The organism is Methanobrevibacter sp. (assembly GCF_045646045.1).
Classification (GTDB): domain Archaea; phylum Methanobacteriota; class Methanobacteria; order Methanobacteriales; family Methanobacteriaceae; genus Methanocatella.
Genome location: NZ_JAZRJY010000112.1, coordinates 11791 through 27229 on the forward strand (window position 1 = coordinate 11791; position 15439 = coordinate 27229).

Annotated in this window: 7 protein-coding genes; 4 read left to right on the forward strand and 3 right to left on the reverse strand. The window is 30.0% G+C overall.

The window, feature by feature from the left end; genetic code table 11:
- Positions 1–2 precede the first annotated feature (2 nt).
- Positions 3–1730 (forward strand): MATE family efflux transporter, encoded by a 1728-nt coding sequence (locus tag ACKI5C_RS07500; RefSeq protein WP_407432541.1) that lies wholly within the window; start codon positions 3–5, stop codon positions 1728–1730.
- Positions 1731–1904: 174 nt separating this feature from the next.
- Here the strand turns inward: ACKI5C_RS07500 and ACKI5C_RS07505 are convergent, their stop codons facing one another.
- Entirely contained in the window at positions 1905–2708 is an 804-nt protein-coding gene (locus ACKI5C_RS07505; RefSeq protein ID WP_407432542.1) for a DUF4013 domain-containing protein, read from the reverse strand.
- Between the two features lie 180 nt (positions 2709–2888).
- On the opposite strand from ACKI5C_RS07505, the gene ACKI5C_RS07510 reads away from it, so the two are divergent.
- A complete protein-coding gene (locus ACKI5C_RS07510) occupies positions 2889–4127 on the forward strand; it encodes a hypothetical protein (RefSeq protein ID WP_407432543.1) in 1239 nt (412 codons plus the stop codon).
- Between the two features lie 198 nt (positions 4128–4325).
- Here ACKI5C_RS07510 and ACKI5C_RS07515 read toward each other — a convergent pair whose 3' ends face one another.
- Complete coding sequence (locus ACKI5C_RS07515) at positions 4326–4778, reverse strand: DUF308 domain-containing protein (RefSeq protein ID WP_407432544.1); 453 nt, start codon at positions 4776–4778, stop codon at positions 4326–4328.
- Between the two features lie 565 nt (positions 4779–5343).
- On the opposite strand from ACKI5C_RS07515, the gene ACKI5C_RS07520 reads away from it, so the two are divergent.
- Positions 5344–11916 carry an amino acid adenylation domain-containing protein gene (locus ACKI5C_RS07520; RefSeq protein WP_407432545.1) on the forward strand — a complete coding sequence of 2191 codons (6573 nt, stop codon included), beginning with the start codon at positions 5344–5346 and terminating at the stop codon, positions 11914–11916.
- A gap of 315 nt (positions 11917–12231) precedes the next feature.
- On the opposite strand, the gene ACKI5C_RS07525 is transcribed toward ACKI5C_RS07520, so the two are convergent.
- Complete coding sequence (locus ACKI5C_RS07525; RefSeq protein WP_407432546.1) at positions 12232–12735, reverse strand: hypothetical protein; 504 nt, start codon at positions 12733–12735, stop codon at positions 12232–12234.
- Between the two features lie 507 nt (positions 12736–13242).
- Between ACKI5C_RS07525 and ACKI5C_RS07530 the strand changes: the two genes are divergently transcribed.
- Entirely contained in the window at positions 13243–15228 is a 1986-nt protein-coding gene (locus ACKI5C_RS07530; protein WP_407432547.1) for a phage holin family protein, read from the forward strand.
- The last annotated feature ends 211 nt before the right edge of the window (positions 15229–15439 follow it).

A 15439-nucleotide genomic window follows, 5' to 3' on the forward strand; every position in this document is an offset into this window, starting at 1 on the left:
GGATGTATGAACGAAATTATTCACTGCTTAGAAGTAAATTTCAGGAATTTTTCCTTCCCACATTATTTACATCTATGGCAGGAAATATTTGTCTATTTGTGGATGGATTGATTGTAAGTTTTTTAATTGGAGCCAGTAATTTGGCGCCTATTCAAAGTGTGGCTCCGGTAATTACTTTTGTTAATCTTATTTACTGGATGATTGGACTGGGAGGTAGTGTACTTTGTTCCGTTTCAAAAGCGGAATTCGATGATGAACAAAGTAACAGTTACTTTTCGGTAGCAATCATAGCCCTTTTATCAATTGGAATACTGATAATGATTATAGGATTGTTGTTTTCAAAAAATATTTCACAATTACTGTGTATATCACAACCAATGTTGGCTTCTAGCGTTAATGATTACTTCATTGCATTAATTGTTGGAATGCCATTTTTATGCTATATGATGAGTTTATCTTACTTTATAAGAGCAGATGGTATTCCGACATTGCCTTTTAGAGCAATATTGATAGCTAATATTGTTAATATTGTATGTGATATTTTTTACATTAAATTTTTGGGCATAGGGCTTTCTGGTGCTGCATGGGCCACTTCAACCGGATATATTGTAGGTTCAATAATCATTTCATATTATTTCTTCAAACCTGAACGCACATTGAATTTTCTGATATTGAAAGTCAAATCATTTTTTGGCTATTTGGCTCAAATAGTAAAATCAGGATTTTCATCTTCATCCACACAGTTATACCTGACCTTAAAATTGTTTATAATAAACATTCTTGCAGGTATGTATCTTGGAAAATCAGGTATTGTTGCATTTGGAATATGTTATAACAGTTTATTTATATTGTATATCTTCCTGATTGGAACTGCACAGACAATGTCTCCAATAGTCTCCGTTTACTTTAGGGAAGAGGATTATTCTGGTGTAAACTATATAATTAAAAGATCATTGAAGATTGTAATCGCTGCAAGTTTGGCATTATCTGTTTTATTTATAATTTGTCCGCAAGTTTTACTGTTACTTTATAGCGTTAAAAACCCTTCAGACATTCCGGTTGTATTGAATGCAGTTAGAATATTTGCAATAAGTTATGTAGGAATTGCAATAACATTTTTGTATACTTTTTATTCTCAGGCCATTCAAAAAAATCAATTGTCTACAATTATTTCCCTGCTTGAAGGATTTGTTGCACCAATAGGTTTTGCAGTCATATTGTCCTTTTTGTTTGGTGGAAATGGAATCTGGATTTCATTTGCAATTGCTGAAGCAGTTACAATATTATTTATTTTTGCCTATTCAAGATACATCAACAAAAAAACAGATGGGGAATATTCAGGATTCTTTATTAACAAACATAATGATGAAGAGAGCGTATTTGAGCATACAATTAATGGAGACATTAAAGAAGCGGTTGACCTTGCTAGTAATGTTCAGAAGTATCTTTCAGGTAACAAATCAGCAGTTTTGGTCAGTTTAGCTATTGAGGACATGCTTGTAAATATCATCAATTCCAACGAAAGTGTCGATACAATTGATGTTATCGTCAGAGACAATGGTGAAGATATACTGATTTCAATTAAAGACACGGGGATTGATTTCAATCCTGTAGTTGAAAAGGATAATTTGGAATTTGATAATATTAGTGTTTTAAATAAAATTGCAGATAAAATTGATTACTCAAGAGTATTGGGATTAAACAGTACTGTAATTACAATTAAAAATTAAATTGTACTATTTAATCCTTTAATCTTTTTTTTTTATCGATATATTGAAAGGATAATCGTAACTATTATACTCAATGGCTGTAGTTTAAAATATTTTTAAAAAAGAAGAATATTTCTTTGGGATTAAAAGGATTTCTGCAAAAAATAAATAAAAAGAAAAAAAAATGGTTTAATATTATGCATCAGCATATAATAAACCGATAGCTCTGTATAAATACAATATTACAAACGGAATTCCGACAAAAATACCTATGAAAACGCCGACATATGGAATCAAACCAATCAGTCCGATGATAACTGCAAAAATAAATGCAATTATATAAACTACAATCAATGTAACTATAATCTTTATAACACCGACTTTTGATATGTCCCTTAATATTTCCCTGAATCTCAATCCTTCGGTTCCGCTTCCTGTTTTTGCAAATCTGACCAGTGCTGTAAATGACAAAAATGAAAATATGATAAATAATATAATTGCGGCAATTAAAGTAATGCCCAATGCATTGGTAAATGTATTCATTGTTGATTTGGGTACTGCCGCTAATATCATGGTCATATTGGTTGTTTCATTAGCTATAGCATCCATACTGATATATACGATTTCAGTGAATGAAGAAAACAGTCCGCTTGCGGAAGCGATAATTATGACAATGACAGCGGGTATGATGAAATAGATTATGTCTAAAATCAAAGCTTTAATACCAAGGACAAATTGTTTCACATAATCAAAATCAGGAAGTGTATCAGCACCATCAGTTCCACTTTTAATGACATCAATGCAGTAGCCTAAAACTACAAATGTAACGATTAAAGTCACAATGCTTAAAATAAGGGTTAAAGTATTATCCTTAAGCCCATATGATGGAAGAACTGTTGATAAGCTCATTATAATAATTAAAGCACAAAATATTAAAAATTTTCGAGTATCGCTAATAGGAAATTTAATAGCGTCCATTATAATTTCACGTAAATTCATATTTATCACATAACTTAACTGTTTTACAAATATATATTTTTAGATAATAGTATTTAAAATTTAAAGTATGTAACGAATAACCAAATAAACTTCATAACACATGTTTGGTGTTTGTATAACTGAAATTGCCATAATCTTAATATATACGAATAATCATAAACTATTAATAAGAGGCATAACATGAACAAAAAAATGGTTACATTAATTCTTGTCATATTAATTTCCTTTTGTTTTATAGGTATTGTCGTAGCACACAATACTACACATGCTGATAAAAATTCATCAGATCATGGCAAAACAATTGATAATAAAACACCTGACAAGAACATTACTCCAGATAAAAACGATTCGCACAATAAATCCAAAAAAAACTATATTTTAGCTCAGGGAAGTGGAAATGACATTAGATTTAGTGATGGGTATAGAGGATTTATTCTTGATTATTCAAAACCTCCTGCAAAAACGGGAGATGAATTCAAACGTGCCTCTACATCGAAGGCCAGTAATTCAAATACACTGAAACTGGCAGTAGTAGAATGCTATAGACAGGGTTCTTCGGGCCAGATTGGACAAATAATGGCGGATTTTGTAAAAACAGGATCTTCCAGTTCCAAGGTCGGTCAAGCGGTTGCAGCCTCACATGAAAGTATAGGCGACCATGCAGTTGTTAAAATAAACGATCATACTGAAGCTGTTTTTAATTTTGAAGTTTTAGAATCTGTATCTGGTAATGAATCTGATTATTTTGCATATACGGTATCTTATAGAACAATCAATAATCAAACTAAAAATTTAACTAATATAACAAATGCAACAAACATTACCAATGCAACCAACGTTACAAATATGACTGCGCTATTCGATAATGAAACAAATGAAACATTATTATATGCGCTTTTGCTTTTACTTGCTGATATGCTATTTGACGCCTGGGAACCTATTATTGAAACTTTAATAAATGACTTTTTAATGTTTATCAATGCTATAGAAGAAATGGCAAAGATGTTTGAAAACATTATGGCCGAAATTCAGTCGATGATGGATGCCCTTCAACAATTTTTAAATATGCTTGATTCGCTATGGAAGGAACTTGATGGGCTTTTAAAATTATTGGATCTTATATTGCATGCCATTCAGCAGCTTATAGCATTAATTGAATCTCTTTTGAGTTTCATTATGGCGCTTATCTCTGCGATTATTGCACTTATACAGCAAATTTTAAACTTGCTGTTAGCTTTATTAAATTTCCTTATGGAGATAATCAATCAGCTCATAGCATTAGTTCAAGCAATTTTAGACTTCTTGAAATCAGTCGGCAGTTTCTTGGTTAATGTTATTGAAAATGCATTAATTATAATAGGCACATTCGTGATTATTGCAGTCGCAGCATTTGTTTACAACAGAATAAGATCATCTTAATCTTAATCTTATTCTTTTTCTTTTTATTATCCTTAAGAAACCAGCATAAAATCCTTTTTTTTAAATATTTCAATTAATTTATAATTATTTTAAATTAAAAAAAGCAGTTTTAAATCTTATGTTAAAATAAAATATATTCAATATAAAATTTTTAAAAAATAAAAAATAAAAGCAATCAAAAGATTGCTTATTAAATTTCTAATCCATATATAATCCTATTCCTTGGATGATTAAAGATACACCAATAAGGATTGCCGCATAAATTGGACTTGTGAGTGAAAATCCTCCAAGAGCAAATGCTATTATACCTAAAAGTATAATCAATATTGAAAAAATTTTAGATATTTGTGTGTCTGAAATAAGACCAACTATACCTGCTAAAACAAGTAAAATACCAATGATATAGAATTGGAATCCTAAAAGGAAGGATAATGCATTAATGTTAAATGTAAATACAAACCCACATAAAATGGCCAGAATTCCAATTATAATATTTCCTGCTGTAAATCCAGCTAATATTAATGCTATACCAAAGAATATTAAACTTATTCCAATAAGTATGGATATTACTCCCGTACTAAAAAACGGGAAGATTATAAAAAATAATCCTAAAATTACGGATAATATTCCAGATACTTTATTTGGTTCCATTATTTTTCCTCCATAAATTTGTATATTCACTTTTTTCAAGTGAAAAGTAAAAATTCAAAAAGCATTACGCTTCTTATATTTTATTATCTTTTTTACACTATTTAATTATTTTTATGGAATGCGTTTTTTTTTTTAAATGGTTAATGCGGCAGAAATGACATTGGCCATATATTTCCAAATATTTTCTATCATTTTAATTGCTTCATGGTTTAATTAAATTGGATGTGTTGAAATTTCTCATAATTTAATGTAATCTGTATTTCATTAAATGCAATGTCATAAAAAATTAATTTGTTTTTCAACTGTTCATGGGGGATATCAACTACTTTTAAGGCATATTTCAATAATTATCGTGGCAGTTAATGTTGATAAATTAATTGTTGTAAATAGCAATATTCATGATTTAATATACTTTATATAATTTTTATATATTTTTTGGCATTTTTGTTTAATTATATTTATACATAGACAAATCCATAATATATATTATAATTAATAATATTTGTATAAAAATAGAATTTCAAATAATTTTTTTGATTATGTGTATGATTATGGGTTTGATAGAATGAATGATAAAACTATTTCTTTCAATGAACATTTATCAGAATTATGGGAATGTTTTGATGAATCAACATTGATTTCTCCAAATAAAAATGGTGATAGGGAAAATGGTAAAATAGATAAATCTGAATACTCAATTGAAAAAGAAAATCTAATTGAATTTGCCAATTCCAATTCAATTTCAATCAGTGAGCTTTTGTTAGCAGGTTTAACTTTAACACTTAATAAATTTAATTTTTCACATGAAACTTTAATTTTTAATGAAAATAATGTTCCATTTGCCACTAAACTTGAAACCAGAGATGTTTCTATTAAAAAATTTTTAGAAAAAATTCATGAAAATTATGATATTTCTTTACATTATGACGAGTATTATGATAGTGATGAATTTCTATTAAAACCCGAATTTTACTATTCTTTCAATCAAAAAGACTGCTGTGGTGAATTTTGTAATTATTTGAGCCTAATTGAAAGTGATGAATTTGTTTCATTGTTATTATATTACAATAATGAATTATATACGAAAGATTTCATTGATTTGTTCTTATCAAGCCTTGAAAAAATCATTAATCAAATTATTGGCTCTGACATCAGTAAAACAAATATCTGTGATATTGCAATTGAAAATGATGATGGAAATGTAGTATTTGATGAAGTAGATCTTCCCTTTATTCATAAACGTTTTGAAAGGCAAGTTGAGGAAACTCCAGACAATACTGCATTGATTGCAAGTGATGCTACATTAACATATGAAGAACTTAATCAAAAAGCCAATAGAATTTCAAATGCACTTATCAAAAAAGGAGTTAAACCAAAAAGTAACATTTTGATAATGCTTCCAAGAAATTCTAATCTTATTTCAGCCATTTTGGGAGTTTTAAAAGCAGGCTGTGCATTTATTCCAATTGATATTGAATATCCTAAAGGCAGAATCAGGTATATTTTTGAAAACAGTAATGCAGATTATTTAATATCCAATGCGTGCATTGAACAATCAATAGACGTTAGTGAATTGCTTTTGGAAGAAGATGTTTCTAATCCTCAAGTAGACATTTCTCCACAAGATTTGGCATATATGATTTACACTTCAGGGTCAACAGGAAATCCTAAGGGAGTTATGATTACTCATAAAAACATTACAAATCTGTTCTCCAAAAGCAAAGATAATATAATTTATAATGCTTATATGAAGATGAATAAGATACTTGCTCTTTCAACGGTTTCTTTTGACGCATTTTTACTAGATTTCATGTCTTTAACATTTGGTTTGGAAGTTGTGCTGGCAAATGATAATGAAATAAAAAATATTGCCGATTTAACTGATTTGATTAAAAGGGAAAAACCGGATTCACTTCCGATTACAGTGCCTTCACGTTTAAGACAATATATGGAATATGATGAATTTGTCAAGGAATTGAATGATTTCAGATATATCGCTCTTGGTGGTGAAATGATTCCTCATGACCTGGTTGTGCAGCTTTTGGAATTTTCTGACCTTGAAATATTTAACCTTTATGGCCCAACAGAGGTATCAGTAACATGTAATGGGATTAAAATCACTGATGCAGATAACATTACTGTTGGAAAGGCACTGCATAATTTCATTACGGAAGTTAGGGATATTGATGGAAAATTAGTGCCTTCTGGAGTAATGGGTGAGCTCTATATTGGCGGTGTCGGGGTCGGTAAAGGATATTATAATATGGAAGATAAAACCAGGGAAGTGTTCTTAACCATAAACGGCATTGCATATTATAAGAGTGGAGATTATGCGATAAAACTTCCAAATGATGAATTAGTAATCAAAGGAAGAATTGATAATCAAATCAAATTAAGAGGATTAAGAATTGAAATTGCTGAAATAGAAAAAAATATTAATCGTTTTCCCAATATAAAACAGGCTGCTGTTGCAATTAAAGAGATAAATAATAATGAACATTTATGCGCCTATTATACTGCAGAAAGTGAGATTGATTCCAGAAGTTTAAAAGATTATCTAAAAAATAAATTGACATATTATATGGTTCCAACAGTATTTATGCAGATTGATGAAATGCCACAGGCTCCAAATGGTAAAACAGATGTTAAAAAACTTCCAACTCCGTCATTAGCTTTAGATCATGTGGAAGCTGAAAACGAAACTGAAGAAAAACTTTTTGAACTTGTTTCAGCTATTACCAATACAAATGATTTCGGAACAACTAATGATTTATATTCATTAGGATTTTCATCATTAACTTTAATGCAGTTAAATTCTATGATATGGAATGAAACTGGAGTTAAATTGGATATTTCTTCTATATTGGATAAGCCTACAATTAAAAGTTTGGCCCGCAGTATCGATAATTATATTGAAAGCATTGATGTTGATGAAATAATTGATTTGGCTAAAGAAAAGGATTATTTCCCATTAACTTCAAGCCAATTGGGAATTTATTATGAATGTATGCAGAATTTGGAAGAAATAAAATATTCTGTACCTTATTGTATGAGGTTCAAAAGCAGTATTGACCCAATTAAGCTCAAAGAAGCTATTATTACAACAATTGAATCACATCCATATCTTAAAACTAGAATTGTAAATACTGATGATGGTGAATTAAAGCAAAAAAGAGTTGATGATATAGCTATTGAAGAAATCGAAATTGTGGAAGTTGATGAGATAACTAATGAAGAATTAGTTGAAAATGATGTGCGTTCTTTTGATTTAATAGATAATCAATTATTTAGATTTAAAATATATAAAACACCTTCTCAAACAGTATTGTTTTCAGATTTGCATCATATAATAACTGATGGTGTTTCACATGAAATTCTTTTCGAAGACATTGCAAGAGCATATCATGGAGAAGAAATTGAAAAAGAGAAAATCGATGGTTACACTTACAGTCTTATTGAGCAAATAAACAGTGAAAATGAGGTTTCTAAAAAATATTTCCAGAATAAATTAAATCAGGGAATTGAATCTACAGTTTTAACTTCTGATTTAAATGGAAATCCGGACATTGGTGAAATTAAACTTGTTGAGCATGTTTTTGATTCAACTTTTTTTAATCATTTCTGTCAGGACCATGCATTAAGTATGAATGTTTTATTCATGTCAGCTACAATTCTTGCTTTAAATAAATTCACATTCTCTGACAAATCATTAATTACAACTATTTATAATGGTAGAGCAAACCCGGATTACTTCAATACTCAGGGAATGCTTGTTAAAACAATACCTATTATCGTCGATGGTGAAAATAGGGAAATGATGGTTGAAGACTTCCTGGATGAAGTTAACAGAATTTGGAAAGAATCATTAATTCACAGTAATTATCCATACACTAAACTTGCTGAAGATTATGGATTGAAACCGGAGTTCTTCTATGCATACCATCAATTCTTCAAATCAGATGAAGTTATATTTGAAGGCGAAAGCTATTTTAAGGAATCTTTGGATGGATCTGTTGAAATTGAGTATAAAATTAATTTAAATATCTATGATGAAGATGATAAAATCAGATTGGTACTTGAATACAACGACCAGCTATACTCTGAGGAATATATTAACAAGTTTATAGATGCTATAAATTTCATATTTGTCCAATTTTTCATATATGATTTGGATAAATTACGGCTTTGTGATTTAAAATTAAAAAATGATGATGAACTGCATGAATTCAGTGAAGTCGAACTCCCATTTTTACATAAACGTTTCGAAAGGCAAGTCGGCAAAACTCCTAATGATATTGCATTGATTGCAAATGATGCCACATTGACATATGATGAACTCAATCAAAAAGCTAATCGTGTTGCCAATGCACTTATTAAAAAAGGAATCAGACCAAATGCCAATGTTCTGGTGATGCTTCCAAGAAACAGCAATCTCATATCCTCTATTTTTGGTGTATTAAAAGCAGGATGTACATACATACCGATAGACATTGAATATCCTAAAGGTCGAATAGATTATATTTTCGAAAACAGTCAGGCGGATTACATCATATCTGACGGCAGAATCGAAAATTCTATTGACGTAAAAGATTTGCTTATGGAAGAAAATGTTGCCAATCCTCAAGTTGAAATATCCTGTGATGATTTAGCCTATATGATTTACACTTCAGGGTCAACCGGAAATCCTAAGGGAGTAATGATTAGTCATGAGAACATTACAAACCTGTACTATGAAGGTGAGGACAGCATAATTTATGATGCATATTCTAAAATGCATAGAACTCTTGCCATTTCATCAGTATCCTTTGATCCATTTTTACTGGATTTAATGCCTTTGACATTAGGTCTGGAAATGGTGCTTGCAAATGACAGTGAAATGAAAAGCATCAGTGAATTAACTGATTTGATTAAAAGACAAAAGCCTGATTCTCTTACATTTTCTGCTCCGTCAAGATTAAAACAGTATTTGGAATATGATGAATTTGCAAAAGAAGTATTTAACATCAGATATGTTGGTATCGGTGGAGAAATGGTTCCTAAAGACCTGGTTTTACAGCTTCTAGAATATCCTGATTTAGATGTATATAACATTTATGGGCCAACAGAAACAACAGTAACATGTAACATTTATAAACTTAAAGATGCCGACAATCTTACTGTTGGAAAAGCTCTGCACAATTACATAACCGAAGTTAGAGACATTGATGGAAAATTGGTGCCTTCAGGAATAATAGGGGAGTTATATATTGGAGGTATTGGTGTAGGTAAAGGCTATTGGGATATGGAAGAAAAAACCAAAGAATCATTCATAACTATCAATGATATCCCATATTACAAAAGCGGAGATTATGCGATGGAACTTCCGAATGGTGATATAGTAATCAAAGGAAGAATTGACAATCAAATCAAATTAAGAGGATTGAGGATTGAAATCGGGGAAGTAGAATCTGTAATTGGCAATTATCCTGGTATCAAATGGGTTGTTGTGGTAATTAAGGAGATTTATAATAATGAACACTTGTGTGCTTATTTTACAGCAGAAAACCAAATTGATACTGTTGATTTAAAAGCTTTTATAGCTCAATATTTAACTCGCTATATGGTGCCTACAGTATTCATGCAGCTTGATGAAATGCCAATGTCTCCAAACGGTAAAACTGACATAAAGCAATTTCCTGAACCTAAACTGGATTTAGAGTATGTTGTACCTCAGACTCCATTGGAACAGATGCTTTGTGCAATATTTTCATCTGTTTTGGGTATTGAAACCGTAGGTGCGAAAGATAATTTCTTTGAAATAGGAGGTACTTCGCTTATTGCATCTAAACTTATTTTAGAATTAATTAAACGTAATTATGGAGTAAAATATGAGGATATTTTCAATAATCAAACTCCTAGGCAATTGGCAAAGTTTTTATCTAAGGATTATGAAGTAAAAGAAGGCGATTTTGATATCAATGACGATTATGATTATAGTGCCATAAATAATCTTTTAAGTGAAAATACTGTTGAAAGCTTCAATAATGGTGAAAATCAGGAAATTGGTAATGTATTATTGATTGGAGTCACAGGTTATCTCGGAATTCATGTTTTATATGAATATCTTAAAAATGAGGAGGGTAATGTCTATTGTATGATGAGGGAAGGTGAGTTTAGCTCATGCAGATTGCGTTTGGAAGATTTGATGAATTATTACTTTGATGAAGACTTAAGTGATTTATTAAATTCCCGTGTTATTTTAACTGAAGGAGATATTACCAATCTTGATGACTTTAAAAAGCTTAAAAAATATCCAATTGATACTATAATTAACTGTGCAGCTGTTGTAAAACATTATACTGCTGATAATTATATATTTAAGGTAAATGTTGATGGGGTAATAAATGGAATTAAGTTTGCAAAATCAATGGATGCACAATTTGTACAGATATCAACATTAAGTGTACTTTCACCTCCAAAAGATGAAAAATTGGCAGGTGATGTTCAATTTGACGAGAAAACATTATATTATGGACAAGATTTAACTAATAAGTATGTAAACAGTAAATTTTTAGCTGAAAGAAAAGTATTGGAAGCTGCAATTAATGGTTTGGACGTAAAAATCATTAGGATTGGAAACCTTATGGGTCGTTATCGAGACGGTGTATTCCAGAAAAACTATGATACTAATGCATTTTTATCAAATGTCAAATCAATTAAAAACATTCAAGCTATTTCCAATTCTATGTATAATGCTAAAATAGAAATGAGTCCAATTGATTGGACTGCAAAAGCTATTCTTAAATTAGCTAAAACTCCAAAAGAATGTAGGGTATTTAACTGTCAAAACAATAATTTCATTCACAATAAAGATCTTATTGATGCATTAAATTCATTGGGTTATGAAATCAAACAGGTCACTAATAAAGAATTTGTAGAAATATGTAGGGAAAATCTTGATGAAAATATTCAGGGAATGATTACATCCGACATGTCATTTGAGGATTCACAAGGCTCAGCAGATGCTTATGAAACCCGTGTTAATATCAATCAAACTATTGAAATATTACATGAGTTAGGATTTAATTGGCCAAAACCCGATCAGAATTATCTTATAAAATTTATTGGATATTTAGATAATTTAGGATTTTTTAATTAAAAAGGACTATTATATGTAATCAATATTTTTAAGATGATATTTGGACAATATGGGCTGTTAAAAGGAATTGAAAGTTGCATTATCTCAAGAATTTGTTAATTTTTTTTGACAGGTACATATAACATAATTAATACATTAATTTTTAAAATTTTTTGATGAATTTATAGTTAGTTTTTTTTTGTTTTCTGAACTTCAGAATATGTGATATTAAAAAAATAAGAAAACAACAGAAGAAATCTCAGTAATTTAGTTTTTTTCTTCTATTGCTTTTAAAGAACAAAATCTTATTTAAAGATTGTTTTTTACTTAATTAATTTACTTTTTTTGTTTAAATGTATCTGCAACTTTTTTGAGAGTGTTTAAATTGTCGGATTCAAGTGAAATTATTTTGGATCCGTCATGGTAAGTTAACATATATTTGTAATGTGTGACATTATTTGGAGCTTTAGATAAATCGGTAATAGTCCAGTTACCATATGTTTCATTGGTTTTATAATCTTGATTTTGAACTACAACACGTACATAATCTTCAGCTGAATTAACTACGGATGAACCTGTCAGTACATCCACTTCTTTTAAATCTGATGAATTGGAAGTTACATTGAATGAATTTATCGTTAGATCGGATATTTTTTTAGTAGAGTTTACAATTTTAGTATCTGCAGGTAAATCTAATGTAAATTTATCAAATTCTACGGTTTTATTGGCAGGTGCTGAATTTCCACCTAAGAAGTCTAAAAATCCGGCACTTGCTACATTTAGGCAAGAAACTACGGCCAATGCAATTACTAATATAGTGACCATTTTTTTAATATTCATTTTTATTCCCTCATGTTTTTTAAAAATATGATGGCGGTTGTTAAAAAATGTATAAGTTATATCACATAATTAAATAAATAATATTCATTAAATTTATTAAAATTTAAATTAATATTTAATCATATGATATATTTTTAAACAAAAACCTATCATATGGTTGTAGTTTATATAAATTTAAATATATACTTTACTGTAAATTTGGGGATATGTCTGAAATGTTACATTAAGTGTTTAGTATTTCGATAGTATTATTAAATAGCTTACTATTAAATATATTATTGAAATATAATTTTTTCAAAATTATTCACATGGCCTAAAAGATAGCATAATTGAAATTAACAATTTAGGAAAAATGATGAATTCTCAGAATAACTCTAAAAATATGCTGGTATAAATTTAGGCTCAATTATGGGGGATTTGTATAAAAGTCCGATGAATTTTTAATTAATCAGATTGCTGTTGGACTTTTTGAATTATTGGGATTTATAAAAATAAGTGGGTTAAAATATGAGAGACATTGATGAACTTAAAAAAACACCAGGATTATCACTGAAAAGATATTTGGTACTTTTTATTGCAAATTTTATAGGAATATATTTAATTAGTTTTGGATTTGATTTTTCCATTGCCAATTTTAATGAAGTTATTCTATTCATATTTTTCATCAGTATTTTCAATGCCATATTCTGGCCAATTCTAACAAAGATATTCATGCCATTTTTCGTTTGGACTTTTGGAATTGCAGCTATTGCTTTAAATGGGGGAATTTTTGCATTTTTCGGACCATTTTTTGGTATACACATTACCGGATGGAATATAATATTAACTCCAATATTAATAGCATTGATTACACTTATTATATCAACCATATTTTCACTGGATGATGATGGAGCATATTATCAGGCAGTGTTAAGGGAAGCTCAAAAGAAAAGAAAAGGAGATATTAAGGATTATCCTGGAGTAATAATTGTGGAAATTGATGGTCTTGCTTATGATGTTTTATGTGAAGCTATCGACAAGGGTTATATGCCTACCGTCAAGTCAATGATAGACGGCAAAACCCATACCCTTAAAAAATGGGAAACCGATTTGTCCTCACAGACAGGGGCCAGTCAGGCAGGAATTCTTCACGGAAATAATGATAATATTACTGCTTTTAGGTGGGTTGAAAAAGAAAATGACAATCAGATAATGGAATGTTCTGGACTTACAAAAGTTAAAATACTTGAAGATAGAATATCTGATGGAAATGGATTGCTTGTTGAAAATGGAGCGAGCAGATCCAATCTATTTTCGGGAGATACAGATGATGTAATATTTACTTTCAGTAAAATAACTGATTTGAAAAAACTATACAATGGCGCATGGTTTTCCATCTTTTCAAATCCCAGCAATTTCGCACGTATAGTTGTATTGCTCATTGAAGACATGATTCGTGAGATATATTCTCAATTAAAACACAAAATATTAAACATCCGACCAAGGATTTCACGGGGAATCATTTATATTCCAGCAAGGGCAGCTACAAATGTATTCATGAGGGAAATCAATACAGAAACACTGGTTGGAGATATGATGGTTGGAGATATTGATGTTGCTTATTCCACATATTTGGGTTATGATGAAATTGCCCACCATTCCGGAGTTAGGGATGAAGATGCATGGTTTGCCCTTAAAGGAATGGACAAACAGATTAAACATTTGTTTAATGGAAACAAATATTCTCCAAGAGAATATCAATTCGTGATACAGTCTGACCATGGCCAAACTAATGGTGCAACATTCAAACAAAGATATGGGCAGTCATTTGAAGATTTTATCAAATCCCTGCTTCCTCAAGACATCAGCATGTATGCCAACATGTCTTCAAACGAAGACCATTTTGCAGAAGTACATATTCCATTTTCAGATAAAATTGATTTCATTAAAAACAGAAACAAAAAAGATGAAGAAAAAGAGCTATCGGACTCTGAAGTAATTGTTCTTGCATCAGGAAATCTTGCAATGATTTATCTAACCCAATGGAATCATAGATTAACCTATGAAGAAATCAACAATATGTTTCCAGAGCTGATTCATGAAATCGTCAGTAATGAATATGTGGGATTTATTTTAGTTAGATCCTCTCAAAAGGGTGACATGGCAATAGGTAAAAACGGAACATACTATCTTGATAATGATGAAATTGAAGGGGAAAATCCTCTTGAAGGCTTTGGAGACAACATTGTTCATCATTTAAAAAGAAGCAGTTCCTTTAAATACGTTCCAGACATTTTAGTCAACAGTTTTTACGATGCTGAAAAGGATGAGGTTTGTGCCTTTGAAGAGCTGGTTGGAAGCCATGGCGGAGTTGGAGGAAGCCAATCAGAACCGTTTATTTTATATCCTTCAGATTGGAATGTTCCTGATGAGGAAATTGTGGGAGCAGAAAACATCTACAAAGTACTGAAAGCAAATTTAGCCAATATTAAAAAGTCTAAAAGTAATAAATGATTCAAAAACATCAATCAATAATGATATTCTCTCCTGTGGTAGAAATGAGGGATGTGAAAATTTTTCCATGCGGGAGTGTCCGAAATTAGTCAATTATGTTAATACTAATCACTAAAATGGATATTACTAAAAATTTCAAATGAATTTAATGTAAATTTTTAAAATCCGCTAAATTTATTTTTTATTTAATTAAAAAACAACTTTTCACCAT